Source organism: Streptomyces johnsoniae, assembly GCF_031845565.1.
GTDB lineage: Bacteria > Actinomycetota > Actinomycetes > Streptomycetales > Streptomycetaceae > Streptomyces > Streptomyces johnsoniae.
This window is the reverse complement of record NZ_JAVREV010000003.1, coordinates 371,549-397,336: the sequence shown is the minus strand read 5'-3', so window position 1 is coordinate 397,336 and position 25,788 is coordinate 371,549. Positions and strand designations below refer to the sequence as shown.

Below are 25,788 nucleotides of genomic sequence, written 5' to 3'. Positions count from 1 at the left end.
CGTACCGTCAACCTGGTTTCTGTCTGCCGCGCCTCTGGTCGAGTTCCACGGCGAAGTCCTCCCATGCCCTGCTGCATTCACGGGCGGCCGAGGCAATGATCTCCACGCAGTGCGGCGGCACATTGTCGCTGATGCGGTGCCATTCCTGCGGCCCCACGGTGCAGGCGTCGAGCAGCCGCAGCAGGGTGCGGCCCGATTCGGAGAAGCGCAGCGAAGGGTCCTTGCGCAGATTGCGAATGCGCACCGAGAGTTCCGGCCCCTCGTCCTCCACCTCGGCACGTGCCTGCGGCCGCAGAGGCGTTGCCGCGGGCGCCACCGCGACACGGCGGCCCGCCGGGACGGGCGCCTCGCCGCGCTGGATGCGGGCGCGCACGTCCCGCACCGTCGCCGGACAGACGCCCGCCTCCCTGGCGATCTCCCGCAGCGGGGTATCCGGCCGGTCGGCCAGCATCCGGCCGGCCTGGATGCGCCCGGCGGAGGCGTCCACGGGACGCATCCGGCCGTCACGGCCCCGCCGGGTGGCCGACTGGGGAATTTCCCCACTCGACCGGCGCCGGATCGAACCGATGGTCTTGTGGGACAGTCCGGTGACCGAGGCGATCGCCCGGTCCGACCAGTCGGCGTGGGAGGCGATGATACGTTTGGCAGCGGCCGTCCTGTCGGCACGGGTCAGCGGCAGTCCGTGCGTGACGTTCACCTCCACGGCGAGGCGGAACGCCTCGTCGTCGTCGCAGTCGAGCAGCACCGCCTCGATGCTGTCCTCGCCCCTGAGCGCGGCCGCGTGCACCCGGTGCGTGCCGTCGATGACGCGCATGGTGCGGCGGTTGACGAGGATCGGCGGCAGCTCGGCGGCCGACTCGGCCAGGAGACGGATGTGTTCCGCGTCGGTGCCCGAACGCCGGGGCGAATCAGACGTCGTCAGTTCGCTCAGCGGCACCCTTTCCGCGGACCCGGCTCCGGTGGCCCCGGCCGTCGACGAACCTCTCATGTGCGTTTCCACCCCTGGCGCTCTAGTGCTTCACTGCTCCAGCGCTTCACTGCTCCGTCGGTGGTGCGGGAGGTTTCGCGTCCGACGGCTGCCGACCCGGAGTCGAAGCGTGCGGACCCCACGCTATGAAGTGCCCCCGAGCGCGGGAAACCCCTCAAGGACCCCTAGGGCACTCACCGTGACCGGGTCCCGGCCGGACGAGAACGGTCACACAGCGGAGTCCGGGCAGGTGGGGGTCGCGCCCCCGGGGCCAGCAGGTGGCCGGGGCGGCCCGGGAACGGCGTCCGGCGGCACGTCGGCGGCGGGCACCGCGGCCGAGCACCAGTGGTCTATTCCTGTGGCCCCGGCACGAACCGCAGCGCTCCGGTCGGCCCAGCCAACTTCACTACAGTCGTGGCATGTTGACGGAGAAGCCACGGACTCACGCGATCCGATGCGCGCGTCCTCGCCCGCACGGGCCCGTCACGCTCTCCCCGCCCGTCCCCGCGCTCCGCACCCGGCCCGCCGCTCCGTTCGCGGCCGGAGGTCTCTCGCGGACGGAGGTTACTAGCGGGCGCCTGTCTCGGGCTCGGCAAGAATCTTCCCGGTAGCAGAAAGGGTTTGAAGGACATGACGGATGCCGTACTCCGCCCGCGTCGCACCCCGACGAGGACTACCAGGTTCACCAGAGCCATCGGCGTGCTGACGGCGATGACGACCGTGACGGCGATGGTCACGACGACCGCCGCCGCCACCGAGCGGAGCGCCGGGGAGCCGCCGGCCCGGATCGGGCAGGCCCGGCCGGCCACATACGGCCAGGTGACCGTCCCGGACGTGGCGGTCACGGCGAGCGACGGAACGGCGCTGGTCGGCGACGTGCTCTACCCGGCGGACCCCGGGACGGGGGAGCGCGCCCCCGGAACGTTCCCGGTTCTCCTCGCCCAGAATCCCTACACCTGCGAAACGACGGACGGGAATCTGACGGGTCCGGGACACCAGTACACGCCCCCGGGCTACTACGTCGAGCGCGGATACGTCTACGCCTCGATCTGCGTGCGCGGCACCGGCCGCTCCGGCGGCACCTTCGACATGTTCGGCCCCCGCGAGCGGCAGGACGGAGTCGAACTCGTGGAGTGGGCGGCCGGCGAACTCGACGGCTCCAACGGCACGGTCGGCCTCACCGGTTGCTCGTACCTGGGCAGCAACCAGCTGCTCACCGCCTCAGCGCTGCCCCCGGACTCCGGCGTGAAGGCGATGATGCCCGCCTGCGCGGGAGCCGAGACCTACCGCGAGAACCTGTTCGCCGGAGGCATGCCGAACCAGACGCTGAACGTCTTCCAGCGGATGGAGGCCGTCATGGGGCCGCGCGCCGGCGAGTTCGGCGCCGCGTTCGTCGACAGCATCACCAGCGGCGGCGAGCGCGCCTACACGAGCCCGTGGACGGATTACCGCTCCCCGGGCGAGTGGGCGTCCGCGATCGTGGCGGCGGACATTCCCGCCCTGCTGTGGAGCGGATACCGGGACACGGCGGTACAGGGCTCGCTCGAAATGTACGCCTACCTACAGAACGCCCACGCCAACCGTCCCGTCCACGCGCCGATGAGTCCCCGGCAGCCGGTCACCGGCCGCTACCAGGTCGTCGTCGGCCCCTGGGGCCACGGTGAGGGCATCGACCAGGCCATCGCCGTCCAGTGGTTCGACACCTGGCTGAAGGGCGCGGACACCGGGCTGGACCGCACACCCACCCCCATCCATCTCCACCAGTCGGGAAGCGACGCCTGGATCAACACCTCGCACTACCCGCTCGCGACCGCGACCACGCCCTACTACCTGAACGGCGGCGGCCGGCTGACCCGGCGCCCGCCGCTCACGGGCGGGTCGGGCACCCTCGCCTACACTCAGCCCGGCTCCCCCGGCGGGGCCCTGACCTACACGACAGAACCGTTCCCGCGGGGAGCCACCCTGGCCGGTCCGATGAGCGCGACGCTGTACGCCCGCTCGGACAGCACCAACCTCCATCTCATCGCCCGCCTTGAGGACGTGGCGCCGGACGGCACCGTCACCGAGCTGACCTCGGGCAACCTGGTGGCGAGCATGCGCGCCCTGGACGAGGAACGTTCCTGGTCCGACATCAGGGGCGCGCACGTCCGCCCGTACGGCAGCTTCGCCCGGGACGACTACCTGGTGCCACACGCGACGTACGAACTGGCCTTCGGGCTCTCCCCGCGCGTCGCCCAGCTCGCCCCGGGGCACTCCCTCCGGGTGACCCTCACCACCCGGACCCCGGACGAGACCTGTGCGCTTCCCCTGGGCGTCGACCCGTGCTTCGCAACCGCGCCCCAGCAGGAAACCCTGCCCGGCACCTACCGGGTACGCCACTCCCCCCTGGAGCTCTCCCGGGTCGACCTGCCGCTGCTGCCGCACGACTGCCTCACCCCCAGCGGGGGGAACGGCGATCGGCCGGCCGGCTTTGACGGACCGCGGCGGGGCTTGCTCACCCCCTGCACCGAACGACCGCACGGGCCGGTGCTCCAGGACGCCTTGGGGGCGTCCTGGTGGGCGCCGGCCGTGAACGCGCGTGGCCCCAGGGTGACCCCCAGGGGGCGTGCGGGCCGCTGAGACCGTGCGGCTCCGCCCCGCCGCCCGGTTGGCGGCGGGGCGGAAAAAGTCAGGACCCCGCTCGGGCGGCGGGCGGCGCCCGCCGCCCGAGCGGGGTCAGGCGATGACGAACGGTGTCGTCAGGAGTCGACCCAGCCGTGCGAGTGCGCCACCTGGATCAGCCGCTGCCTGATCTGGAGCACCTGCTCCGCCGTGGCGGTCGGCGCGGCGTGCAGCAGCGCCTCGGTGATCTCCTCGACGAACTCACGGACCGAGAGCACGTCGCACAGCTCGTCGTTGGGCGAGGCGCCCGAGGAGCTTCTGAGCGGCGTGGACATCGGCCGTTCCGCACCCTCCTGGAGCTGGACGTGGCTGGCCTTCAGGCCGCGGTCCCCCTCCTCCACCTCGAATTCCACCACCATGCCGGGCCCCAGCAGGCGCTTGTCGAACTCGAGATCGTTGACGTGGATGAACACGTCCTCGCCACCCGTGTCGGGTGCGACGAACCCATAGCCCTTGAGCTCGTCGAACCGTACGACCTTTCCCGTAACCATCAACACATCCAATCCCAGCCACACATGCACGTACTCCCACCGGGACCCGTTCCCGGTGAGCGGCGACCGCGGGGCCGCCGTGCTGCTTCCGGGCGGTGGGCCCAAGCCCTCCGATCCCGGTCGTTGCAAGATACCCACCGCCGCGGCCTCCGGGGAACAGGGGGTCGCCCGCCCGTGCGCCGCGCCCGCGACCCGCGTTACGTTCGGGGGCATGACCACGGAACGCCCCCGCCCGCGCCTCGGTCCGCCGACTCCCGTCCTCGACGCCCCCGACGCCCGCGAACTGGCCGGTTTCTACCGGAGGTTGCTTGGCTGGGAGGTGACGCAGGACGAGCCGGACTGGGTGCAACTCGCCGCCCCGCGGGGCGGGGCGCGGCTGTCCTTCCAGACCGAGCCGGTCTACGAGCGGCCCGCCTGGCCCGCCGTCCGCGGGCGGCAGCAGATGATGCTGCACCTCGACATCGAGGTCGACGACCTCGACGCGGCGGTGGAGTTCGCGACCGGCGCGGGCGCGGCGCTCGCCGGGTTCCAGCCGCAGGAGGACGTGCGGGTGCTGCTCGACCCCGCGGGACACCCGTTCTGCTTCTGGGTGCGGGACTGACACCGCGGCGCGCGGGGCCTTCAGGCCCCTTCGGCCGCCAGCCAGGTGCGCAGCAGCGTCAGGAACTCCGCCGGCTGCTCAAGCGACGGCAGGTGGGCGGCGTCGGGCCAGTCGACGCGGCGGGCCCCTGGGATGTCCGCGGCCACCCGCCGGGCCGCGTCGTGAATGGCCAGGAGGTCGAGCGCGCCGAGGAGGACGAGGACGGGAACGCGGATCTCGGCGAGCCGGTCGAGGGCGGGCGGCTCGGGCTCCGCCTCCGCCACGTCGTCCCAGTCGGCCGTCACCTCGAACGCGCGCCGCTGCATGCGGTGCACCTGGTCGCGGACCTCGGGCGCGACCGCGTCGGCCTCCCGGTGCGGGCCGACGGCCCACCAGGCCACGTTCGCCTCGGCGGCGGCGTCCAGGTCGCCCCGGTCGAGCGCGGCGTCCTCCGCCTCGATGAACGCGCGCAGGTCAGGTGTGACACCGGGGATGAGCGAGCCGCCCGGCGCGGCGAGCAGCAGGGAGCGCACCCGCTCCGGCCCTGCGAGGGCGGCCTCGACGGCAACGCCGGCGCCGAAGGAGGCACCGACGAGGTGGCAGTCGGCGATGCCCAGCTCGGCCAGGGTATCGAGCACGTCGTCCGCCGGGGAGAGCGCACCCCGCGGCCGGGTCACGGAGGCGCCGAAGCCGCGGAGGTCGAGCCTGACGACGTCGCGCTCCGCGGTGAGCGCGGGCCAGAGGGGCTCCCACATCCTGCGGTCCGCGACGCCCGCGTGCAGCAGCACGACGGGCGGCTCGCCGCGGGGACCCGCCCGGTCGTAGGCGATGTCTGCGGAGGTGTACGTCGTCACTGCCTGGGGCTCCTCACGGCTGCCGGATCGCGGACCGAGGCAATCACAGGGCGGCCCCCGGCCTCAACCGTAATTCCGGCCCGCCCGGCCTTCGGAGGCGTCAGCCGAGCGCCAGCAGGGTGATGGCGGCCGCGGCTCCGGTGAGGCCGGTGGCCTGGAGGACGGTGACGCGTTCGTGCAGGGCCGTCAGCCCGAGCAGCACCGGGACCGCCGGGTAGAGGGACGACAGCACGATCGCCACGACGGCGAGTTGCTGCTGAACGGCCAGGGAGTACAGGACCAGGGCACCGGCCGCGGTCACCCCGGTGGCGGCCGCGCCCGCGGCGAGCGGCCACGTCAGCGGCGCCCAGGAGCGGCGGGCACGGCCGGCGAGGGCGAGCGGGGCGACGACCACCACGGCGGCGGCCCGGCCCGCGGCGACCGGCCAGACACCGGCTTCCGGCGCGGCCTGGGCGAGGGCCAGGTACTGCACGGCGATGCCGACTCCGGCGAGCAGGGCGTCGGTGGTCGCCGCCGGGTCGTGCGGGGCGGCGCCGCCCGTTCCTCTGCCGCCGCCCCTGCCGTTGCGCGAGACCAGCCAGAGGGCGGGCACCGTCACGGCGATGCCGCCCCAGGCGGGCAGGGAGGGCCGGTCGCCGAGGAGGGCCACGCCGGTGAGGACGGGCAGGGCGACGCCGCTCACGGCGCTGACGGGCACGACCACGCTCATCGCGCCGCGGCCGAGTCCCCGGAAGAGGAACGCCATGGCCAGGCCGGTGCCGACGCCGGACAGCGCGCCCCAGGCGAGGTCGGTGGCGGTGGGCGACCGGTCCGGCCACAGCGGTGCGGCGGCGAGGGTCGCCAGGAGCCCGCCGGCCTGCCCGAGGAGGGCGACGACCGCGAAGTGGGCGCGGCGGGCCAGCAGCCCGCCGCCGAAGTCGGCGATGCCGTAGGCCAGCGCGGAGCCGAGCGCGAGGAGCGGTCCCATCGGCCGGTCCCGTCAGCCGCTCCCGGCGTCCGGCGCGGCGCGGGCGGCCCGGCCGACGGGGCAGGCGGCGCCGTGCGTACAGGCGCCGCGGTCGCACATGCGGCACATCAGGTCCGCGTCGCCGACGCGGTCGTGCAGCCGGGTCAGCAGTTTGCCAAGCAGCCGGGTCAGCTCGGCCCGTTCTGCCGGTTCGAGGACGGCGACCAGGTCGGTCAGAAGCTCGGCGCGGGCGTCGAGCAGGGCGCGGGCGGCGCGGGTGCCTTCGGCGGTGAGCGTGACGGGCACCGAGCGCCCGGCGCCCTTGCGGCGCCGCACCAGCCCGTCGGCCGCCAGGGAGTCGATGAGCCGGGCGGCGGCCGACTGGGTCAGGCCGATGTGGCGGCCGAGGCCTGTGCTGCCGAGGCCGGGGAACGTCGAAAGGACCACGAGGGCCGCCGCACCGCTGGGGCTGATGCCCGCGGCGCGGGCGGCGCCGGCCAGCGCCGTGTCCGCGACCGTGAGCGCGGTTGCCCCGAGGAGGTTTGCCGTGCGCCGCGATTCATGCATGACTCATGCATAACACGGACGCACGGCGGACGCACGGCGGGGGCGCGTCGGTCAGGAGGGCGAGGACACCGCCGGGGCGATGCGCCCGCGCACCTCGCCGAGCCCGATCCGGGTGCCGCCGGGCCCGGGGGCGTCGGCGGTGATGACCACCTCGTCCCCGTCCTCAAGGAACCCCCGGGTGCTGCCGTCCGGCAGGGTCAGCGGGCTGCCGCCGTTGGCCGTCAGCTCGATGAGGGAGCCGCGTTCCCCCGGCCCCGGACCGCTGACGGTGCCGGAGGCCAGCAGATCGCCGGTGCGCAGCGACGCGCCGTTGACGGTGAGGTGGGCGAGCTGCTGGGCGGCGGTCCAGTACATCGCGGCGAACGGCGGCGCGGAGACGGGGTGGCCGTTGAGCGTCACGCGGAGGGTGAGGTCGAGGCCCCAGGGCTCGGCGGCCGGGTCCGCGGTGTCGTCCAGGTACGGCAGGGGCCGCGGGTCGCGCGGCGGTGGCGCGGTGCGGGCGTGGCCGAGGGCGGCGAGCGGCACGACCCACGGCGAGACGGAGGTGGCGAAGGATTTGCCGAGGAACGGGCCCAGCGGCACGTACTCCCACGCCTGGATGTCGCGGGCGGACCAGTCGTTGACGAGGCAGACGCCGAACAGGTGGCGGCCCGCGTCGGCGAGCGGCACCGGGCGGCCGGGCGTGGACGGGGTGCCGACGACGAAGCCGACCTCGGCCTCGATGTCGAGCCGGGCGGAGGCGGCGAGGACGACGTTCCCCTCGGGGGTGCGGCGCTGGCCGGTGGGGCGGACGACGGGCGTGCCGGAGGGCACCACGGTGCCCGCGCGGCCGTGGTAACCGATCGGGAGATGCTTCCAGTTGGGGGTGAGCGGGTCGCCGTCGGGGCGGAACATGCGGCCGAGCGCGGTGGCGTGGTGCTCGCTGGCGTAGAAGTCGACGTAGTCGGCGACGGTGAACGGCAGGTGCAGGTCCACGGAGCCCGCGGGCCGGAGCAGCGGCTCGACGGCCGTGCGGTGGCGCTCGTCGCCGAGCCAGTCCGTGACGGCCGCACGGACGCGGGCCCAGGTATCGGGGCCCGCCGCGAGCAGCGGGTCGAGGGTGCCGGCGGCGAACAGCGCCGCATCGCCGGGCAGCAGCGCCCCGGCGGCGGCCGTGAGGTCGAGGACCTGGTCGCCGATGGCGACGCCGACGCGGCGGGCGGGTGCGTCCTGGGTGGTGAAGCTGCCGTAGGGCAGGGTGTGGATGCCGAAGGGGTGGGCCGGGTCGAGGCCGAGCCAGGTGGTGCCGTGGCGGGCGGCGGCGGTCATGGGCGGCCTTCCGGTCGGGGGCGGGAACGGGTGCGCCACCGCGCCGGCGGTGCCGCTCGCGCGGAGCGGCACCGCGGGCGCGGTCGGTCGGGCGAACAGTCGAGCAACCGGTCAGAAGTTGCCGCGCTTGGCCTGTTCGCGTTCGATGGCTTCGAACAGCGCCTTGAAGTTGCCCTTGCCGAAGCCGAGCGAACCGTGGCGCTCGATGAACTCGAAGAAGACCGTGGGCCGGTCGCCCACCGGCTTGGTGAAGATCTGGAGCAGGTAGCCGTCCTCGTCACGGTCCACGAGGATGCCGCGGCTGCGCAGCTCCTCGATGGGCACCCGGACCTCGCCGATGCGGGCGCGCAGTTCGGGGTCGGAGTAGTACGAGTCGGGGGTGCTGAGGAACTCGACGCCCCTGGCGCGCAGCACGTCGACGGTGGTGAGGATGTCGCCGGTGGCCAGCGCCAGGTGCTGGGCGCCCGGCCCCTGGTAGAAGTCGAGGAACTCGTCGATCTGCGACCGCTTCTTCCCCGCGGCCGGCTCGTTGAGGGGGAACTTGACGCGGTGGTTGCCGCTGGCGACCACCTTGCTCATGAGGGCGGAGTACTCGGTGGCGATGTCCTCGCCGACGAACTCGGCCATGTTGGTGAAGCCCATGACCCGGTTGTAGAAGCCCACCCACTCGTCCATACGGCCGAGTTCGACGTTGCCGACGACGTGGTCCAGGGCCTGGAACACGCGCTTCGGCTCGCCGTCCGGCCTCAGGTAACCGGAGGTGCGGGCGACGTAGCCGGGCAGGTAGGGGCCTTCGTAGCGGGAGCGGTCGACCAGGCTGTGGCGGGTGTCGCCGTAGGCGGCGATGGCCGCGACGCGGACGGTGCCGTGCTCGTCGGAGACGTCGTGCGGCTCCTCCAGCACCGTGGCCCCCTGGGCGCGGGCGTGGGTGATGCACCGGTCGACGTCCGGCACTTCGAGCGCGATGTCGACGATGCCGTCGCCGTGGCGGCGGTGGTGGTCGAGCAGCGGGCCGTCCGGATCGGTGCCGCCCTTGAGGACGAAGCGCACCGCGCCGGAGCGCAGGACGTAGGCGTGGTGGTCGCGGTTGCCGGTTTCCGGGCCCGAGTAGGCGACCAGCTCCATGCCGAAGACCACCTGGTAGAACAGCGCGGCCTGGGTGGCGTTGCCGACCGACCAGACCACCGCGTCCCAGCCGGAGACGGGGAACGGGTCGGCTGCGGCGTCGTACTCCACCAGACCGAGGAGCCGGTGGAGCTGTGCGGGATCGAGGTCGGCCAGCCGTTCCTGGCTGGTGAGGGTGAGATCGGTGTCCACGATCGGCTTCCTCGCTTCCGTGCGACATCGGTGCTGTACAACAAGGACACCTGATCACGAATGCCCTGCGCAAGCAGACCACTCGGCACTGGACCGACTGTCCAGATTGCCGCGCCTCATGGGAGGATCACTGGACATTGTGCGCAGGGAATTCGCTGGGGCTGCTCCGCCGGGTGGCCGAAAGGCGGGCTTGGCAAGGCGGCGGGCACCGGAGAGACTCCGTTCTCACCTTGTCAGGCTCATGTCCACCCAGGAGGACCCCGTGCCCCTGTCCCCCACCACCACTCCTCGCAGACGCCCGGCCCGCCGGGGCCGCCTCGGCGCCGCCGCGGCGGGCCTGCTCGCCCTCGCCGCCGTCCTGCTGCCCGGCGCGGCCCACGCCGCCCCGCCGCCCCCCTTCGCGGCCGACCGGCTCGCGCTCGCCGCCGACGCGGTGCGCGCGGCCGACGTCCGCGGCACCGCGTGGGCCGCCGACCCGGCGGCGGGCACCGTGCGCGTCGCGGCCGACGAGACCGTGACCGCCGAGGACCTGGCCGGTATCCGGCGGGCCGCGGGCCCGCTCGCCGCCGCGCTGGACATCGAACGCGTCCCCGGCCGGCTCGAACCGCGACTCCAGGGCGGCGAACCCGTCTACGCCACCGGCGGCTGGCGCTGCACCGCCGGATTCAACGCGAGGTCGGGCGGTACCGACTTCTTCGTGACCGCCGGTCACTGCACCGACGGTTACCCGGACTGGTACGCCGACCCCGCACTCACCGTCCTCATCGGCTCCACGGCGGGCAGCAGCTTCCCCGGCAGCGACTACGGCCTGGTCCAGTACACCAACCCCGACGTCCCGCGGCCCGGCACCGTCAACTGCAACGGCCAGTCCATCGACATCACGAGCGCGACCGGCGGCACCGTCGGCGGCCCGGTGCACATGGCGGCCCCCAGCGGCTGCCGGTCCGGAAGCATCACCGGGCTCAACTACACGGTCAATTACGGCAACGGTGTGATCATCAGCGGTCTGGGCCGCATCAACATCTGCGCGGAACCGGGCGACAGCGGCGCGCCCGTCTTCACCGGTTCGCTGGCCATCGGCGTGATCTCGGGCGGCAGCGGCAACTGTGCCACCGGCGGCACCACCTACTACCAGCCCATCGGCGAGGTCCTCAACGCCTACGGACTGGTCCTCACCTGACGCCCGGCCACGCGGCGTTCATCCGCTGTTGGCCCGCAGGGCCGGCCGCTGGACTACCGGCGCCGGGCGGCCCGGCATACGATCCCACCGCTGCCGGGACAGGCCGGGACAGGGGGGTCGAGGAATGAACGCACGCGCAGGACTCGGAGCGGCCGTGGCGGCGGGGGCGGTACTGGTCCTGACGGCCTGTTCCCAGTCCGACCGCACCGAGATCGCCACCTTCACCGACGAACACGGCCGGGCCTGCACGGCGGCCGTGGTGATCGACTCGGAGGACGGCGACCGCGAGGTGCAGAGCCTGGACTGCGACTACCCGCCGGAGGGCACGGGCCCGGGCCGTTCCGGCTACACCGAGCTGCCCTGAGCGGGGTCCCGCGGGCGGCCTTCGCGCAAACCGGTGGCCGCTGTCCGCCGGTGCGGGCAGCATGGGGCGGCATGAGGAACAGCCGGGCGGCGGCCCGGGACAGCCTGCACGGACTCGCCCTGGGCGACGCCTTCGGAGAGCGGTGGTTCCCGCTGCGGCGCGGCCCTGACCAGGCACGCGCCGCCATCCGCGCGCGCCGCACGCCGCAGGAGCCGGCGTGGCCCTGGACCGACGACACCGCCATGGCGCTCGGCATCTTCCGGGCGCTGCGGGCCGACGGCGAGATCAGACCCGACCGGCTGGCGCGGGTCTTCGCCGACGGCTACCTGGCGGAGCCGGCACGGGGGTACGGCTACGGCATGCACGAGCTGCTGCCCCGGCTGGCCGACGACCCCACGGCCTGGCGTACCGAGACCACGCGGCTCTTCGGCGGCGAGGGCAGCCTGGGCAACGGCGCCGCGATGCGCGCGGCGCCGCTGGGGGCGTGGTTCCGCGCGGACGAGGAACGGGCCGCCGCGCAGGCCGGGCTGGCCGCACGGGTGACGCACGGTCATCCCGAGGGCGTGGCGGGCGCGGTGGCCGTGGCCGTGGCGGCGGCCCGCGCCGCCGCGGGCGGGGCCGCGCCCGGGGCGGCGGCGTTCCTGCGGGCGGTCGCCGGGCGCACGCCGCCGGGGGCGGTGCGCGAGGGGCTCGAACGGGCCGCGGAGCTGCCGGCGGACGTCTCGCCGCAGGAGGCGGCCGACGTGCTCGGCAACGGACGGCGTGCCACGGCCGCCGACACCGTGCCGTTCGCGCTGTGGTCGGCCGCACGGCACCCTGGCAACCTGACGGACGCGCTGTGGTGCACGGCGGAGGGGCTCGGCGACGTGGACACCACGTGCGCGATCACCGGCGGCGTGGTCGCGGCCCGCACGGGGCTCGACGGGGTGCCCGCGGCGTGGCTCGCGCGCCGCGAGCCACTGCCCGCGTGGGTGGATGCCGTCAGCCCGGACTGAGGCCCGTGGCCAGCGGCGACACGGAGGTCACGGGCGAGACGCCCGCCAGCCGGCAGACCGCGATGTAGAGCAGCAGCGGATGGGTGTAGGGGCCCGCGTCCTCGGGCCAGTGGATCAGCTGCGGCACCGGCCGGACCGCTATCGGGGAGGAGTCCCTGACCGCGGGCCCCGGCAGGCAGGCGCCCGCCCAGTAGCGGGCGGTGGGCGGCCAGTCGAGCCCGACCTGGGACTCGGAGGGGACGACCCACCACCAGCGCCGGCCGGCGGCGAAGACCGCCCCGGCGCGCGGCAGGCTGGTCATGATGCGGCGGCCGTGGTCCTCCGAGACGCCGACGGCGTCCCCGGCCAGGCCGTCCGGCGTGGTCACCGGGAGGTGGAGTGGGGCGGAGCGGGCGGCGGGCACCGCCGCGCCGCCGCGACAGGCATGGGCACGTGGTCGGTGGTCCATGGGCGCGCCCGCGCTAACGGCGCCGGGACGCGAATGACCGGGCCACGCAGCCGGTGCCGGGCGGCACCGCCAGGCCCCACAGCGTGCTGATGGCCCGTGCACGCCGACCCGCATGAACGGAGACCGCAGGCGCCGCTCCCCTCCTGCTGTCGGCGGGAACATGACACCAGGTCAGACCCCGCCGCTCCGGCCGCGCGCACGCGCGCGCGGCACCGGCGGCTCTCCTCCGCCCCGGCGGCCGGACGATCGCGCCGGGATGCCCGCGCCGGGGCGGTCGCGCCGCGGCGAGCGAGCCGGGCACCGCGGGCGCCGCGGCGCCCCCCGGACGTCGCGGCTGGACAGTCCCCCGGTAAGGCGCGGTGGCGGAAAGAGCCATGCTGTCGCCTTTCGTCTGCCGATGTCCCGCGCGTCCCGGTTTGCCCAGGTGAGGCGCGTCCACTTCACTATGGCACTGCCAAGTTCAGGTCGCAATAGGTAACTTGAAAATTGCAGATCGCCAGATGCGGAGTGGTGATGTGCGCCGGCACACAACGCGGGGACACGCGCCCACATCTGCCGTTCCGGTTACCGTTCGTGGCGATCACGCGCACACCGCGTGTACTTGGCACATGACCGACATCCCCGGCGCCGTGCCGCCGATACTGGCCGTCGACGGCGAACTTCCCACCGGCGCCTGGGCCTACGAGTACAAGTGGGACGGCTACCGCTGCTGCCTGCGTGCCGCGCCCGACGGCACCACGCGCCTCACGAGCCGTAACGGCAACGACCTCACGGCCACCTATCCCGAGCTGGCCGGCGTCCCGCCCGCCGCGTTCGGCGGGCTGGCCACCGTCCTCGACGGCGAGATCGTGGCCCTCGACGCGGCCGGGCGGCCCGACTTCGGCCTGCTCCAGCGCCGCCACCAACGCCGCCCCGGCACCGGCCGCCCGGCCGCACCCGCCGTCACCTACTTCGCGTTCGACCTCCTGCTGCGCGGCCCGGACACCCACCTGCGGGCGCCCTACGCGGAACGCCGCGCCGCACTGAGCCGGTTCGCCGCCGCCGCGGAGCCCGCCGCCGGCGGCCGGCTGGCCGTTCCGCCGCACTACACCGGACCGGGCATCGGTCCGCGGGACCTCCTCGGCATCGCCGAACAGCACGGTCTGGAAGGGCTGCTGGCCAAGCGGCTCGACTCCCCCTACCAACCGGGCCGACGCTCACGGCTGTGGATCAAACGGCCGCTGGTGTCCACGCAGGAGGCCGTGCTCGGCGGCTGGCAGCCGGGCGGCGGCCGCCGCTCCGGCACCGTCGGCTCCCTGCTGCTCGGCGCCCACGACGCCAAGGGCCACCTGCGCTACATCGGCCACGTCGGCAGCGGCTTCACCGCGGCCACGCTCGCCGACCTCCTGCGCCTGCTCACTCCGCTGGCGCGCGCCACCAGCCCGTTCGACGGGCCCGTGCCCCGTGAGCACGCCCGCACCGCCCGCTGGACCGAGCCGCGCCTCGTAGGAGAGGTCGCGTTCCGCGCCTGGACCCGGGACCTCAGGCTCCGCCAGCCCTCCTGGCGCGGCCTGCGCCCCGACCGCTCCCCGGAGAGCGTCACCCTGCCGGGACCGCCGCCGGGGAACGACCGCTGAGGAGCGCCGCCCATGGATCTCGACGCGCTCGCCGCGGACGCCCGCGGCCTGCGGCGGGCCGGACGGCGCGCCGTGCTCGGTCTCGCAGGCCCGCCGGGGGCGGGCAAATCCACGCTGGCCCGCGCCCTGGTCGCGGCGCTCGGCGAGGAGGCCGCCTACGTTCCCCTGGACGGTTTCCACCTCTCCAACGCGCAGCTCGACCGTCTCCGGCTGCGGTCGCGCAAGGGCTCGGAGCCCAGCTTCGACGTCTGGGGCTACGCCGCCCTGCTGCGGCGGCTGACCGCGGGCGAGGGCGGGGACCCGGCCCGTGAGGTGTACGTGCCCGACTTCGACCGCGGACTCGACGAGCCGGTGGCCGCCAGACACCGCGTCCCGCCGGGCGCCTGGCTGATCGTCACCGAGGGCAACTACCTGGCCTGCGACCTCCCCGGCTGGCGCGAGGCACGCGCCCTGATGGACGACGTCTGGTACGTGGACGCCGCCGACGCGGTCCGCGACGCCCGGCTGATGAGCCGCCACACGGGCCATGGCCGCACCACCGCCGCGGCGCGCGCCTGGGTGGACGCCAACGATGTGCCGAACGCCGCACTCGTACGTGCCTCGCGGGAGCGCTGCGGGCGCGTGATCCCCGCCGACGGCTGACCGGGCAGTGGCTTCCCGGTGCCGAAGCTGGGGTGGATAGCGGTTTCACCGCCACCCCCGGTTCTGGAAGCATGACGGTCATGAGTGATGAGGAACTCCCTCTGGCCGCAGAGTTCCCCGCGGTGACGCGAGAACAGTGGCAGGAACTGGTGGCCGGCGTGCTGCGCAAGGCCGGGCGGGGCGACCTCGCGGGCCCGGACGCCGAGGCAAGACTGGCGACCCGGCTCGGCGACGGCCTGGTGACCCGCCCGCTGTACACGGCGGAGGACAGCCGGGCCGAGGGCGGATACCCCGGCTTCCCCCCGTTCGTGCGCGGCGGCAGGCCCCAGGGCACCGCGGTCACCGGCTGGGACGTGCGGCAGCGGCACAACGATCCGGACCCGGCGCGGACCAACGAGGCGGCGCTCGCGGACCTGGAGAACGGCGCCACATCGCTGTGGCTGACCGTCGGAGCCGCGGGACTGCCCGTGAACGGCCTGGAGAAGGCCCTGTCCGGCGTCTACCTGGATCTGGCGCCCGTCGTGCTCGACGCGGGCGCGGAGACGGGGGCCGCGGCCCGTGAGCTGCTGCGCCTGTTCGACGAACGGGGCGTGGCGCCCGGCGACGCGCTCGGCCACCTCGGCGCCGATCCGCTGGCCCTGGTCGCGCGCACCGGCCGCGACGACGGGCTGGCGGACCACCTCGCGCAGGCCGCCGAGCTGGCGGTGCGGTGCCACCGGGAGTACCCGCGGCTGACCGCGGTCGGCGTCGACGCGCTGCCCTACCACGAGGCCGGTGGCTCGGCGGCCGAGGAGCTGGGCTGCTCCCTGGCCACGGGCGTGGCCTACCTGCACGGGCTGACCGAGGCCGGTCTCGACGTGGACGCGGCCTGCGGGCAGCTGGAGTTCCGGTACGCGGCCACCGCCGACCAGTTCCTCACCATCGCGAAGCTGCGGGCCGCGCGCCGGCTGTGGGCCCGGGTTGCCGAGGTGTGCGGTGCCTCGCCCGAGGCGCGGGCGCAGCGGCAGCACGCGGTGACGTCGCCGGTGATGATGACGCGGCGCGACCCGTGGGTGAACATGCTGCGCACCACCGTGGCCTGCCTGGCGGCGGGCGCGGGCGGGGCGGACGCGGTGACGGTGCTGCCGTTCGATCACGATCTCGGGCTGCCCGACGCCTTCTCCCGGCGCATCGCGCGCAACACCTCGTCGGTGCTGATGGCGGAGTCGCACCTGGCGCGCGTCATCGACCCGGCGGGCGGCTCCTGGTACGCGGAGGAGCTGACGCGGGAGCTGGCCGAGGCCGGCTGGGCGTTCTTCCAGGAGCTGATGGGCGCGGGCGGGCAGGCCGGGGCGCTGGCGTCCGGGATGGTCGCGGAGCGTCTCGCGGCCACCTGGCGGGAGCGGTCGCGGCAGCTGGCCGTGCGCCGTGAGCCGGTGACCGGGGTGAGCGAGTTCCCGACGCTGGTGGAGCGGCCGGTGGAGCGGATTCCGGCGCCCGCGCCGCCGGCCGGCGGGCTGCCGCGGGTGCGCAGGGACGAGGCGTTCGAGGCGCTGCGGGCGCGCAGCGACGCGCATCTGGCGGCGACGGGGGCCCGGCCGCGGGTGCTGCTCGCGGCGCTCGGTTCCGCCGCGGCGCACACGGCGCGCGTGACGTTCGCGGCGAACCTGTTCCAGGCGGCCGGGATCGAGCCGGTGCACGAGCCGGAGTCGGTCGACGCCGGAACGGCCGGGGCGGCACTGCGGGCGGTCGGCACCGAGGTGGCGTGCCTGTGCGGCAGCGACGCGCTGTACGCGGAGCAGGCGGCCGGGGCGGCCGCGGCGCTGAAGGACGCCGGGGCGCGCCGGGTCTTCCTGGCGGGCCGTCCCGGTGAGCTGCGGGACGCCTTCGAGCAGGCGGGTGTCGACGACTTCGTGTTCGTGGGCTGTGACGCGGTCGCCGTCCTGTCCTCCGTTCTTGACCTCATGGGAGTGGCGTGATGGAGATTCCCGACTTCACGGAGATCGGCCTCGGGCCGGCCGCCGGCGGCGGGACCGCGGACGCGTGGCGGCAGCGGGTCAAGGAGGGGGCCGGGCACAGCGCCGAGGACCTGGTGTGGGAGACCCCCGAGGGGATCGCCGTCAAGCCGCTGTACACGGCGGACGACCTGGCCGGGCTCGACTTCCTGGAGACCTACCCAGGGGTGGCGCCCTATCTGCGGGGCCCCTACCCGACGATGTACGTCAACCAGCCCTGGACGGTCAGGCAGTACGCCGGCTTCTCCACGGCGGAGGAGTCCAACGCGTTCTACCGGCGGAACCTGGCGGCCGGTCAGAAGGGCCTGTCCGTGGCGTTCGACCTGCCGACGCACCGCGGGTACGACAGCGACCACCCGCGGGTGACGGGCGATGTCGGGATGGCCGGGGTGGCGATCGACTCGATCTACGACATGCGGCAGCTGTTCGACGGGATTCCGCTGGACCGGATGAGCGTGTCGATGACGATGAACGGCGCGGTGCTGCCGGTGCTCGCGCTGTACATCGTGGCGGCCGAGGAACAGGGGGTGACGCCGGACAAACTCGCGGGGACCATTCAGAACGACATTCTGAAGGAGTTCATGGTCCGGAACACCTACATCTATCCGCCGCAGCCCTCGATGCGGATCATCTCCGACATCTTCGCGTTCACCTCGCAGCGGATGCCGCGGTACAACTCGATCTCCATCTCCGGGTACCACATCCAGGAGGCCGGGGCCACGGCCGACCTTGAGCTGGCGTACACGCTGGCGGACGGCGTGGAGTACCTGCGGGCCGGGCTCGACGCGGGGCTCGACGTGGACGCGTTCGCGCCGCGGCTGTCGTTCTTCTGGGCGATCGGCATGAACTACTTCATGGAGATCGCCAAACTGCGGGCGGCCCGGCTGCTGTGGGCGAAACTCGTGCGGCGCTTCGAGCCGAAGAACGCGAAGTCGATGTCGCTGCGGACGCATTCGCAGACTTCCGGCTGGTCGCTGACGGCGCAGGACGTCTTCAACAACGTGACCCGCACCTGCGTGGAGGCCATGGCGGCCGCGCAGGGGCAGACCCAGTCGCTGCACACCAACGCGCTGGACGAGGCGCTGGCGCTGCCGACGGACTTCTCCGCGCGCATCGCGCGGAACACGCAGATCCTGCTCCAGCAGGAGTCCGGGACGTGCCGTGTGATCGACCCGTGGGGCGGCAGCGCGTACGTGGAGCGGCTGACGCACGACCTGGCGCGGCGGGCCTGGCAGCACATCGAGGAGGTCGAGGCGGCCGGCGGGATGGCGAAGGCGATCGACGCGGGCATTCCGAAGCTGCGCGTCGAGGAGGCGGCGGCCAGGACGCAGGCGCGCATCGACTCGGGGCGGCAGCCGGTCATCGGCGTCAACCTGTACCGGGTGGACGCGGACGAGCAGATCGAGGTGCGGGCCGTGGACAACTCCGCGGTGCGGACCCAGCAGGTGGAGAAGCTGCGGCGGCTGCGGGAGGAACGGGACGAGGCGGCCTGCCGGGCGGCGCTCGACGCGCTGACGGCGGCCGCGGGCGACGACGGGCGGGGCGCGGGCCTGGACGGGAACCTGCTGACGCTCGCGGTCGGTGCGGCCAGGGCGAAGGCGACGGTGGGCGAGATCTCGGACGCCCTGGAGAAGGTGTTCGGGCGGCACTCGGCGCAGATCCGTACCATTTCCGGTGTGTACCGGCAGGAGGCGCAGGGGTCGCCCGGGGTGGCCCGCACCCGGGGTCTGGTGGCGCGGTTCGAGGAGGCCGAGGGCAGGCGCCCGCGGATTCTGGTGGCCAAAATGGGCCAGGACGGCCACGACCGCGGGCAGAAGGTGATCGCCTCCGCGTTCGCCGACCTGGGCTTCGACGTGGACGTCGGCCCGCTGTTCCAGACGCCGGCGGAGGTGGCGCGGCAGGCGGTCGAGGCGGACGTGCACATCGTCGGGGTGTCCTCGCTCGCGGCCGGGCACCTGACGCTGGTGCCCGCGCTGCGCAGGGAGCTGGCGCAGGAGGGCCGGGAGGACATCACGATCGTGGTCGGCGGGGTGATCCCGCCGGGGGACGTGACGGCGCTGCACGAGGCGGGCGCGGCGGCGGTGTTCCCGCCGGGCACGGTGATCCCGGACGCGGCGTTCGACCTGCTGACGACGGTGGCCGCCGGGCTCGGCCACGACGACTTGTAGACGACCCGTAGAAACGAAGGACATGCCGCGCACCATTGACATCGAGGCGTACGCCGAGGGCGTCCTCGCCGGTTCCAGGTCGCATGTGGCCCGGGCGATCACGCTGGTGGAGTCGACGCGGGCCGACCACCAGGAGCTGGCCCAGCGGCTGCTCCTCGACCTGCTGCCACACGCCGGGCGGGCCAGGCGCGTGGGGATCAGCGGGGTGCCGGGAGTCGGCAAGTCGACGTTCATCGACGCGTTCGGCAGCATGCTGACGGGCCTCGGGCACAAGGTGGCGGTACTCGCGGTCGACCCGTCCTCCACGCGGACGGGCGGGTCGATCCTGGGCGACAAAACACGGATGGAGCGGCTGTCGGTGGACCCGGCGGCGTTCGTGCGGCCCTCGCCGAGCGCGGGCACGCTGGGCGGCGTGGCGAAGGCGACGCGGGAGAGCATCGTCGTGATGGAGGCCGCCGGCTACGACGTGGTGCTGGTGGAGACCGTCGGGGTCGGCCAGTCGGAGACGACGGTGGCCCGCATGGTGGACTCCTTCCTGCTGCTGACGCTGGCCCGCACGGGCGACCAGCTCCAGGGCATCAAGAAGGGCGTGCTTGAGCTGGCGGACGTCATCGCGGTGAACAAGGCGGACGGGCCGCACGAGCGCGAGGCGCGCACGGCGGCCAGGGAGCTGTCCGGCGCGCTGCGGATGCTGCATCCGCCCGAGGAGGGGTGGACGCCGCCGGTGCTGACGTGCAGCGCGCTGGAGCAGGCGGGCCTGGAGACGGTGTGGGAACGCCTGGAGCGGCACCGCGGGGTGCTCGACGCCGACGGGCGGCTGGCGGCGAAGCGGCGCGACCAGCAGGTGGACTGGGTGTGGTCGATGGTGCGGGAGCACCTGATGACCGGATTGCAGCGGCACCCCGCGGTGCGCGGCCTCGCGCCGCTGGTGGAGGAGCAGGTCCGCGGGGGCACGCTGACGGCGACGCTGGCGGCCGAGCGACTCGTCGCGGCTTTCCGCGAGCCGTACGGTGACGCGCGGTGAACGCGTATGCTGGGGGGCGGAGTTGCCGTGCCCGTTCCGACGAGGGGAGCCTCGTGCTCACGGTCAATATGCTTGAGGAACTGTTCGCTCCCGGCAGCCATCACACCCACGAGGAGCGGAGCCGGCTGGCGCTGACGCTCGTCGAGGCGGGCGGCCTCGCCCCCGACCGGGGGCCGATCGACCTCGACTCGGGCGAGGCGGTGATCAGCCTGTCCGCTGGCCCCGCACGCGTGCGGCAGAACGACCCCGAGGACCCCGACGACCCGGACGGCCCCGGCCGCTGAGCACCCGGCCGCAACGACCGACCGAGCCGTCGGCCGCCGCTCAGCCGTCGGCGTCCGCGACGTCCTCGACGGACTCCCCCGCCGGGCCGCTCGCGTGCGGAGTGCTGTCCTCGGGTCCGACGGACCGGTCTTCCCAGCGGATGACGCGCCAGCCTTCGCCCGGGGCGCCGGAGAGGATGACGACACCGGTGTTCCGCAGCTCGTGGGTGGACGCGAAGGCGGCGTCGATGTTCTCCGCCCTGGCCGCCGCCCACATGCGGATCGCGGCGCCGTGGCTGACCATGGCCACGGTCTTGGCTCCGGTGCCCGCGGCCTCCTCGACCACGGCGTCGAAACGCCGCAGCGCCTCCACGCCGTTCTCCCCGCCCGGCATGCGACGCCCGGTGTCCCCCGCCGACCAGGCGAAGGCCGTGGTCAGGTAGGTCTCGATCGCCTGCTGGTCCCCCCGCATCTCCAGATCACCGGCGGACAGCTCCCGTATGCCCTGCCGCACACCGACTTCAAGCCCCGTCCGGGCGGCCAGCGGTGCCGCGGTGAGCTGGGCGCGGAGGAGCGTGGACGCGTAGAGCGCGTCGATCGTCTCCGCCGACAGCGCTTCCGGGAGGGCAGCCGCCTGCTCCTGTCCCAGCGGGGTCAGCGCGGGGCCGGGTTCGGCCGTGTCCAGCAGGTGCTTGAGGTTGGAGGGGGTCTGGCCATGTCGAACGAGCAGCAGTCGCATAGACGGTTCTGTCTCCGGTGAGGCGGGTGGCAGTGGTCTGTCCACTGTGCCATTCCGGAGCCTCGCCCCCTCCACGGGTCCTCCAGGTCCTCCAGATCCTCCAGGTCCCCCACCGGGTGGGGACCGTCAGTTCCCGGCGAGCGCCCGGCCCGCCTGACGGGCGGCGTCGCGCGCCTGCGCGTGGTACTGCGCGGCGAGGTCCCGCAGGTTCTCCATGGCGGGGGTGGTGGCGGCGAGGGTCAGCTCCCGCTTGACGACGGTGAGGTCGGCCTGCCAGATGTCGGCGAGGATGCGTTCCAGGTAGGGGGTGGAATGGTCCCAGCCCTCGCGCGGGGCACCGGGACCGTAGCCGCCGCCGAGGGTGGTGACCAGCACGGTGGGCGTGCCCTTCAGCAGGGGGGCGGTGGGGCCGCCCCCGGCGATGACGAGGTCCACCCAGGTCTTGAAGTGCTGGGAGACGCCGAAGTTGTACAGCGGTACGGCCAGGATCGCCGCGTCGGCGTTCTGGAGTTCGTCGGCCAGGGTCGCGGCCAGGGCGAGGGCCTCGCGCTGGGCCGGGGTGCGGTCCGCCTCGGCGGCGAAGCCGGCGGTGGTGGCGAGGGCCCAGGCGTCCGCGGGAAGGGAGTCGGTGCCGAGGTGGCGGCGGGTCACCGCGGCGTCGGGGCGCGCGGCGGTCCACTCGGCCTCGGCTATGTCGGCGATCTCGGCGCTGGCGGAGGCGCCGGGCAGGATGCTGGCGTCCAGGCGGAACAGGTTCATGGGTTGATTCCTCGCAGGTGGATGGTCCACGGGTGTGGTCTCGACGGGGAGACGGCGGCGGGCCGGAGGCCGGGGCCGCCTCTCCATTCAAGCTAAACGGACTCTACCCCGCTTCTTCTTCCCCAGGGTAGGTTGAACGTGTGGAACCGTCTGTAGTGCCCTTCGGAAAGCCGCGTGGTGAGCGTGCCGACGCGGTGCGTAACCGCGAGCGGCTGCTGGAGACGGCCCGCGAGATGATCGCGGAGCGGGGCGTGGCAAAGGTGACGATGGACGGCCTGGCCGAGCGCGCCGGGCTGGGCAAGGGCACGGTGTTCCGCCACTTCGGCAGCCGGGCCGGGATCTTCCGGGCGCTGCTGGACGCGGACGAACGGCGGTTCCAGGAGCAGGTGCTCTCCGGCCCCCCGCCGCTGGGGCCCGGCGCCGATCCGGTGGCGCGCCTCGTCGCCTACGGCCGCGCCCGTATCGCCTTCCTCCTCGACCACCACGCCGTGGCCCGGGCGTCCCTCGACCGCGGCCGGCCTGCCCCGGCCGGCGACCCGTCGGTCTCCCAGCTCCACATCCGCATACTGCTCAGCCAGGCCCAGGTGCGGATGCCCAGCCTGAACGGCCTCGCGGTCCAGCTCACCGCCGCTCTCGAAGGCCCGCTGCTGCTGTACCTGTCCATGTCGGAAACGAGCGCGCCCCCGGCACCGGACGTCGACCACTTCCTCGGCGACAGCTGGCAAGCCCTGATCGAACGCATTGCCCGCTGACCGTCCGCCCTGTCAAGGTGTGCGACGACGGTCGAAAGGCTGGGTACGGACGCAGGGCTTGGCCATGATCGGACCGTTCGGTTCCGGCGCCGAGGCAGGTGCCGGTCAACTCTCAGGAGGACAGGGTGAGAACAGCCTTATCGCGTCGTTCACCACAGCGGTGGTCGGGCTACCGCCTGCTGCGCTGGCTCGGCATCCCGGTGGCCCTGGTGGCCACCATGCTGCTGACGGCGCCGGCCGCCCACGCGGAGGTCCGGGAGCAGCGCACGATCAACTTCCAGGACGACGGGGCCTACGCGATCGTCCACTACGGGGAAGATGACCAGGGCCACTACCTCCAGTTCTATCTGCACGACACCCTGGACGACGGGCTGTGTGCCGTGGCCCGCGCCGATTTCAGGGTCGATCAGGGGCTCACCGGTCACCACCACATCGACCCGGGGCAGGTCACGCTGTGCGAGGACGGCGAGCGGGCCTGGTCCGAGCGCTGGTACCCGGAGCCGAACAACGACGGGCAAGAACCGGGGCTCGACACGTGGGAGATCACCGGAATCCGGTGGGCCGACGCGTGCCGGGAGGAGCTTGACGGCACGAGAGTCTGCCGGTGGGGAGACGGCGTACCGGACGTCAGCGTCCACAACATTCCCCTGCTTCCCTAGGCCGACTCGGCCGCGGTGCCACGACCACGAGGAACAGCCCGTTCCGTGGGCGGTCCGCTCCTGACGGGGTCGGGCGAAGCGGATGGCATGGCGGATGGCTTGATCGGCCGGTTCACCGGCCGGGACCCGCGACAAGGGGCCCGGCCGGTCCGGCACCGCCGGCACGGACGCGGCAACCGAGCAGCACTCCCTGCCGCTCGGGGCGGTGAACCGTCCCGTGTCGGGGAACGGCCGTGGGCGTGCGGTGGTTCGCCACGGGCGAGAAGCGCGGGTCGGCACGAGCTGTGCCGGGCCCGCGGTGGCGCGGGCCCTCAGCCCGCTGGCGCGGGCTGTGCGGTGCCGCGGAGCCCGGCCGCCGCGCGGACGAGTGAGGTAATCGCCGGCGAGTGGCTGTCCGGCCGCCAGGCGACGACCGTGGTGACGTCCGGCGCGTCGACGACGGGCACCGCGACGTGATCGGGCCACTGCCAGGCGCGGCTGGAGGCCGGAATGACGAGCAGCGTCCTGCCGAGCGCCACGAGCTGAGCGAGCTGTGACTGGGTGTGCACCTCGGGTCCCGGCCCGTCCGGGTAGGACCCGTCGAGCCGGGGCCACCGCGCGATGGGCAGGTCCGGCACGTCGCGGACGTCGGCCAGCGTGAGCTGCTCGCGCGACGCGAGCGGATGCCCCGCGGGCAGAAGCGCGATCTGGCCTTCGACGCGAAGGTCCTCGGTGTCGAACCCGGCGAGGTCGTCGAACGGCCGGTGCATGAGTGCCACGTCGGCGCGCCCGCCGCGCAACAGCCCCGCCTGCTCGCCGACCTCGCACAGGAGGACTTCGACCGGTGGCGCACCGGGTTCGCTCGCGAGCGTATCGAGGAGCCGTTGCAGCAGCTCGTGGGACGCCCCGGCCTTCGTCACGAGCACCAGTGGCCGCTTCGGCTCTCCGGCACGCCGCGTTCTGCGCGCAGCGGCCGCGACCGCGTCGAGGGCCGCCCGCGCCTCACGGAGCAGCACCCGGCCGGCGTCGGTGAGCGCCACTCCACGGCGGTCGCGGTCGAGGAGCCGGACGCCGAGCCGCCGCTCCAGCAGGCGGATCGCACGGGAGAGCGGCGGCTGCGCCATCCCGAGCCGAACGGCGGCACGTCCGAAGTGCAGTTCTTCGGCGACGGCCACGAAGTACCGGAGCTCGCGGGTCTCGAGATCGTCCACGGGCGGAGCCTACCGGCTGATACCCGGCAAGTATCACGGGGTACCGAATCCGTCTTGGACGGCGAGTGCGCAACTCGCCGAGCATGGATCGCGTGAACGACACAAAGACCGCGCTGGTCACCGGCGCGAACAAGGGAATCGGCTTCGCCATCGCCCAGGGTCTCGGGGCCATCGGCTTCACGGTCGCGGTGGGGGCCCGCGACGACGCCAGGCGCGAGGCGGCCGTCGAGCGGCTGCGCGCCGCGGGCGTCGACGCGTTCGGGGTCGCCCTCGACGTCACCTCCGACGTCAGCGTCGCCGCGGCGGCGGCGACCATCGAACGGACGGCGGAACGACTCGACGTGCTCGTCAACAACGCGGGCATTTCCGGCCGGACGGACGGTGACGCGCAGGACCCGACGACGCTCGACCTCGACGTCGTCCGCACCGTCCTGGAAACGAACGTGTTCGGGGTCGTCCGGGTGACGAACGCGATGCTGCCGCTGCTCAGCCGCGCAGGCTCGCCGCGCATCGTCAACATGTCGAGCAACATGGGCTCGCTGACGCTGCGGACCGGCCCGGTCATGGCCGCGTACGCACCGTCGAAGTCGATGCTCAACAGCGTCACGGCGCAGTACGCCCGCCGACTCGCCGATAGCAAGGTCATCGTGAACGCCGCCTGCCCCGGCTACGTCGCGACCGACTTCACCGGCTTCAACGCGCCACGGACACCCGAGCAGGGCGCCGCGATCGCGATCCGGCTCGCCACCCTTCCTGACGACGGACCGCGAGGCGGCTTCTTCGACGACGAGGGCACCGTCCCCTGGTGACCCGGACGGACGGGAACGCGAGGGCTGACTTCCTCGGTAACGCGAAGCGCATCTCGAAGACGCTCGGGAGCCGCTCGCTCCTCCAGCAGCTCGGGACCTGGTCACCGTGTGCGGGGCCTGTCACCTCCGATACCGCTGGGCCACTGCCGCGAAGGCGGCTTTGGGTTCCCACGGCCCACGTTCTCGCGGCGAGCGTCGCCGCGGCGGTTCGCATCGCGTTGGAAGGCTGGCTCCGGCCGGCCGGGAACGCAGAGGCCGCCAAGAGTTCCGGCGCCGGAGGACTGGTCGTACCCTCCGGCTCACTGCCGGACCGACTCCGCTCGGCGCTGACCCCGCTCGCACCCGCGTTCGACGCCGCCGAGCGACGCACCCAGCCGTGAAGTCAATCCACAAACAGCAGATCCGGAGCATGCCGACGCATCCGGCCGTCGCCACCCACGTCAGCCGATGCAACGGAGATGACGCGTGTCAGGTCGCGGTCTACGAACGCAATGC

At 73.8% G+C, this 25,788-nt stretch carries 25 protein-coding genes and 1 pseudogene; 15 read left to right on the top strand and 11 right to left on the bottom strand.

The genetic code is table 11. From position 1 onward, the window contains the following. Nucleotides 1–7 precede the first annotated feature (7 nt). Entirely contained in the window at nucleotides 8–988 is a 981-nt protein-coding gene (locus tag RM779_RS07940) for a ParB/RepB/Spo0J family partition protein (protein WP_311616949.1), read from the bottom strand. Nucleotides 989–1,597: 609 nt separating this feature from the next. Here RM779_RS07940 and RM779_RS07935 point away from each other — a divergent pair. Continuing rightward, a complete protein-coding gene (locus tag RM779_RS07935) occupies nucleotides 1,598–3,586 on the top strand; it encodes a CocE/NonD family hydrolase (RefSeq protein WP_311616948.1) in 1,989 nt (662 codons plus the stop codon). Between the two features lie 119 nt (nucleotides 3,587–3,705). On the opposite strand, the gene RM779_RS07930 is transcribed toward RM779_RS07935, so the two are convergent. Beyond that, a complete protein-coding gene (locus RM779_RS07930) occupies nucleotides 3,706–4,119 on the bottom strand; it encodes a cold-shock protein (protein WP_311616947.1) in 414 nt (137 codons plus the stop codon). A gap of 211 nt (nucleotides 4,120–4,330) precedes the next feature. Here RM779_RS07930 and RM779_RS07925 point away from each other — a divergent pair, with 211 nt between their 5' ends. Continuing rightward, the gene (locus RM779_RS07925) at nucleotides 4,331–4,720 is read left to right on the top strand and encodes a VOC family protein (RefSeq protein ID WP_311616946.1); all 390 of its coding nucleotides are present in this window, start codon (nucleotides 4,331–4,333) and stop codon (nucleotides 4,718–4,720) included. Nucleotides 4,721–4,740: 20 nt separating this feature from the next. On the opposite strand, the gene RM779_RS07920 is transcribed toward RM779_RS07925, so the two are convergent. The 5 genes from RM779_RS07920 to hppD all read right to left on the bottom strand — a co-directional run bounded on the left by RM779_RS07920 (nucleotide 4,741) and on the right by hppD (nucleotide 9,613). Then, nucleotides 4,741–5,553 carry an alpha/beta fold hydrolase gene (locus tag RM779_RS07920; protein ID WP_311616945.1) on the bottom strand — a complete coding sequence of 271 codons (813 nt, stop codon included), beginning with the start codon at nucleotides 5,551–5,553 and terminating at the stop codon, nucleotides 4,741–4,743. A 100-nt stretch (nucleotides 5,554–5,653) separates the two neighbouring features. Then, nucleotides 5,654–6,520 (bottom strand): EamA family transporter, encoded by an 867-nt coding sequence (locus tag RM779_RS07915; protein WP_311616944.1) that lies wholly within the window; start codon nucleotides 6,518–6,520, stop codon nucleotides 5,654–5,656. Between the two features lie 12 nt (nucleotides 6,521–6,532). Further along, nucleotides 6,533–7,066, bottom strand: coding sequence for a MarR family winged helix-turn-helix transcriptional regulator (locus RM779_RS07910; RefSeq protein ID WP_311616943.1), 534 nt, complete (start codon nucleotides 7,064–7,066; stop codon nucleotides 6,533–6,535). 51 nt (nucleotides 7,067–7,117) lie between these two features. Beyond that, nucleotides 7,118–8,374, bottom strand: a complete 1,257-nt coding sequence (gene fahA, locus RM779_RS07905; protein ID WP_311616942.1) for a fumarylacetoacetase — start codon at nucleotides 8,372–8,374, stop codon at nucleotides 7,118–7,120. A 111-nt stretch (nucleotides 8,375–8,485) separates the two neighbouring features. Next, nucleotides 8,486–9,613, bottom strand: a complete 1,128-nt coding sequence (gene hppD / locus RM779_RS07900) for a 4-hydroxyphenylpyruvate dioxygenase (protein WP_394813247.1) — start codon at nucleotides 9,611–9,613, stop codon at nucleotides 8,486–8,488. Between the two features lie 319 nt (nucleotides 9,614–9,932). On the opposite strand from hppD, the gene RM779_RS07895 reads away from it, so the two are divergent. From RM779_RS07895 to RM779_RS07885, 3 genes are all read left to right on the top strand, one after another. Then, nucleotides 9,933–10,871, top strand: a complete 939-nt coding sequence (locus RM779_RS07895) for a S1 family peptidase (protein WP_311616941.1) — start codon at nucleotides 9,933–9,935, stop codon at nucleotides 10,869–10,871. Between the two features lie 124 nt (nucleotides 10,872–10,995). Beyond that, nucleotides 10,996–11,235, top strand: coding sequence for a hypothetical protein (locus RM779_RS07890; RefSeq protein ID WP_077057938.1), 240 nt, complete (start codon nucleotides 10,996–10,998; stop codon nucleotides 11,233–11,235). 71 nt (nucleotides 11,236–11,306) lie between these two features. Further along, nucleotides 11,307–12,230, top strand: coding sequence for an ADP-ribosylglycohydrolase family protein (locus RM779_RS07885; protein ID WP_311616940.1), 924 nt, complete (start codon nucleotides 11,307–11,309; stop codon nucleotides 12,228–12,230). Here RM779_RS07885 and RM779_RS07880 read toward each other — a convergent pair. Next, on the bottom strand, nucleotides 12,217–12,597 hold the full coding sequence (locus RM779_RS07880) for a hypothetical protein (RefSeq protein ID WP_311616939.1): 381 nt from the start codon (nucleotides 12,595–12,597) through the stop codon (nucleotides 12,217–12,219). The two genes, RM779_RS07885 and RM779_RS07880, sit on opposite strands and share 14 nt — an antisense overlap. Before the next feature lie 689 nt (nucleotides 12,598–13,286). Between RM779_RS07880 and ligD the strand changes: the two genes are divergently transcribed. The 6 genes from ligD (at nucleotide 13,287) to RM779_RS07850 (ending at nucleotide 20,406) form a co-directional block, all read left to right on the top strand. Then, on the top strand, nucleotides 13,287–14,294 hold the full coding sequence (gene ligD, locus RM779_RS07875) for a non-homologous end-joining DNA ligase (RefSeq protein ID WP_311616938.1): 1,008 nt from the start codon (nucleotides 13,287–13,289) through the stop codon (nucleotides 14,292–14,294). 12 nt (nucleotides 14,295–14,306) lie between these two features. Next, nucleotides 14,307–14,936 carry a nucleoside/nucleotide kinase family protein gene (locus RM779_RS07870; RefSeq protein WP_311616937.1) on the top strand — a complete coding sequence of 210 codons (630 nt, stop codon included), beginning with the start codon at nucleotides 14,307–14,309 and terminating at the stop codon, nucleotides 14,934–14,936. Nucleotides 14,937–15,007: 71 nt separating this feature from the next. Continuing rightward, nucleotides 15,008–16,894, top strand: coding sequence for a methylmalonyl-CoA mutase subunit beta (locus tag RM779_RS07865; protein WP_311616936.1), 1,887 nt, complete (start codon nucleotides 15,008–15,010; stop codon nucleotides 16,892–16,894). After that, nucleotides 16,894–19,098: a methylmalonyl-CoA mutase gene (gene scpA, locus RM779_RS07860; RefSeq protein WP_311616935.1), complete on the top strand. Its 2,205-nt coding sequence runs from the start codon at nucleotides 16,894–16,896 to the stop codon at nucleotides 19,096–19,098. Before RM779_RS07865 ends, scpA begins: the two co-directional genes overlap by 1 nt. A gap of 22 nt (nucleotides 19,099–19,120) precedes the next feature. Continuing rightward, nucleotides 19,121–20,122, top strand: a complete 1,002-nt coding sequence (gene meaB / locus RM779_RS07855) for a methylmalonyl Co-A mutase-associated GTPase MeaB (protein ID WP_311616934.1) — start codon at nucleotides 19,121–19,123, stop codon at nucleotides 20,120–20,122. A 53-nt stretch (nucleotides 20,123–20,175) separates the two neighbouring features. Then, nucleotides 20,176–20,406, top strand: a complete 231-nt coding sequence (locus tag RM779_RS07850) for a DUF6191 domain-containing protein (RefSeq protein ID WP_253194521.1) — start codon at nucleotides 20,176–20,178, stop codon at nucleotides 20,404–20,406. Between the two features lie 40 nt (nucleotides 20,407–20,446). Here the strand turns inward: RM779_RS07850 and RM779_RS07845 are convergent, their stop codons facing one another. Together RM779_RS07845 and RM779_RS07840 are read right to left on the bottom strand one after the other, a co-directional pair. Further along, nucleotides 20,447–21,124 (bottom strand): histidine phosphatase family protein, encoded by a 678-nt coding sequence (locus tag RM779_RS07845; RefSeq protein ID WP_311616933.1) that lies wholly within the window; start codon nucleotides 21,122–21,124, stop codon nucleotides 20,447–20,449. Between the two features lie 126 nt (nucleotides 21,125–21,250). After that, nucleotides 21,251–21,883: an FMN-dependent NADH-azoreductase gene (locus RM779_RS07840; protein WP_311616932.1), complete on the bottom strand. Its 633-nt coding sequence runs from the start codon at nucleotides 21,881–21,883 to the stop codon at nucleotides 21,251–21,253. Between the two features lie 140 nt (nucleotides 21,884–22,023). On the opposite strand from RM779_RS07840, the gene RM779_RS07835 reads away from it, so the two are divergent. Then, entirely contained in the window at nucleotides 22,024–22,635 is a 612-nt protein-coding gene (locus RM779_RS07835) for a TetR/AcrR family transcriptional regulator (protein WP_311616931.1), read from the top strand. Between the two features lie 125 nt (nucleotides 22,636–22,760). Continuing rightward, nucleotides 22,761–23,294 carry a hypothetical protein gene (locus RM779_RS07830; protein WP_311616930.1) on the top strand — a complete coding sequence of 178 codons (534 nt, stop codon included), beginning with the start codon at nucleotides 22,761–22,763 and terminating at the stop codon, nucleotides 23,292–23,294. A 311-nt stretch (nucleotides 23,295–23,605) separates the two neighbouring features. Here RM779_RS07830 and RM779_RS07825 read toward each other — a convergent pair whose 3' ends face one another. Further along, nucleotides 23,606–24,484, bottom strand: coding sequence for a LysR family transcriptional regulator (locus RM779_RS07825; protein ID WP_311616929.1), 879 nt, complete (start codon nucleotides 24,482–24,484; stop codon nucleotides 23,606–23,608). Between the two features lie 83 nt (nucleotides 24,485–24,567). On the opposite strand from RM779_RS07825, the gene RM779_RS07820 reads away from it, so the two are divergent. Both RM779_RS07820 and RM779_RS07815 read left to right on the top strand, forming a co-directional pair. After that, nucleotides 24,568–25,293 carry an SDR family oxidoreductase gene (locus tag RM779_RS07820; RefSeq protein ID WP_311616928.1) on the top strand — a complete coding sequence of 242 codons (726 nt, stop codon included), beginning with the start codon at nucleotides 24,568–24,570 and terminating at the stop codon, nucleotides 25,291–25,293. A gap of 170 nt (nucleotides 25,294–25,463) precedes the next feature. Beyond that, a pseudogene (locus RM779_RS07815) lies at nucleotides 25,464–25,673 on the top strand (TetR family transcriptional regulator); the annotation flags it as partial. Nucleotides 25,674–25,788 lie beyond the last annotated feature (115 nt).

Bases quoted from the DNA above. Each gene is read 5' to 3' on its own strand.
- RM779_RS07930 (WP_311616947.1), bottom strand. From the start codon at position 4,119: ATGGTTACGGGAAAGGTCGTACGGTTCGACGAGCTCAAGGGCTATGGG.
- meaB (WP_311616934.1), top strand. From the start codon at position 19,121: ATGCCGCGCACCATTGACATCGAGGCGTACGCCGAGGGCGTCCTCGCC.
- RM779_RS07895 (WP_311616941.1), top strand. From the start codon at position 9,933: ATGTCCACCCAGGAGGACCCCGTGCCCCTGTCCCCCACCACCACTCCT.
- RM779_RS07910 (WP_311616943.1), bottom strand. From the start codon at position 7,066: ATGCATGAATCGCGGCGCACGGCAAACCTCCTCGGGGCAACCGCGCTC.
- RM779_RS07845 (WP_311616933.1), bottom strand. From the start codon at position 21,124: ATGCGACTGCTGCTCGTTCGACATGGCCAGACCCCCTCCAACCTCAAG.
- scpA (WP_311616935.1), top strand. From the start codon at position 16,894: ATGGAGATTCCCGACTTCACGGAGATCGGCCTCGGGCCGGCCGCCGGC.
- RM779_RS07925 (WP_311616946.1), top strand. From the start codon at position 4,331: ATGACCACGGAACGCCCCCGCCCGCGCCTCGGTCCGCCGACTCCCGTC.
- RM779_RS07885 (WP_311616940.1), top strand. From the start codon at position 11,307: ATGAGGAACAGCCGGGCGGCGGCCCGGGACAGCCTGCACGGACTCGCC.
- RM779_RS07865 (WP_311616936.1), top strand. From the start codon at position 15,008: ATGACGGTCATGAGTGATGAGGAACTCCCTCTGGCCGCAGAGTTCCCC.
- RM779_RS07870 (WP_311616937.1), top strand. From the start codon at position 14,307: ATGGATCTCGACGCGCTCGCCGCGGACGCCCGCGGCCTGCGGCGGGCC.
- RM779_RS07935 (WP_311616948.1), top strand. From the start codon at position 1,598: ATGACGGATGCCGTACTCCGCCCGCGTCGCACCCCGACGAGGACTACC.
- RM779_RS07940 (WP_311616949.1), bottom strand. From the start codon at position 988: ATGAGAGGTTCGTCGACGGCCGGGGCCACCGGAGCCGGGTCCGCGGAA.
- RM779_RS07840 (WP_311616932.1), bottom strand. From the start codon at position 21,883: ATGAACCTGTTCCGCCTGGACGCCAGCATCCTGCCCGGCGCCTCCGCC.
- fahA (WP_311616942.1), bottom strand. From the start codon at position 8,374: ATGACCGCCGCCGCCCGCCACGGCACCACCTGGCTCGGCCTCGACCCG.
- RM779_RS07890 (WP_077057938.1), top strand. From the start codon at position 10,996: ATGAACGCACGCGCAGGACTCGGAGCGGCCGTGGCGGCGGGGGCGGTA.
- ligD (WP_311616938.1), top strand. From the start codon at position 13,287: ATGACCGACATCCCCGGCGCCGTGCCGCCGATACTGGCCGTCGACGGC.
- RM779_RS07820 (WP_311616928.1), top strand. From the start codon at position 24,568: ATGGATCGCGTGAACGACACAAAGACCGCGCTGGTCACCGGCGCGAAC.
- RM779_RS07915 (WP_311616944.1), bottom strand. From the start codon at position 6,520: ATGGGACCGCTCCTCGCGCTCGGCTCCGCGCTGGCCTACGGCATCGCC.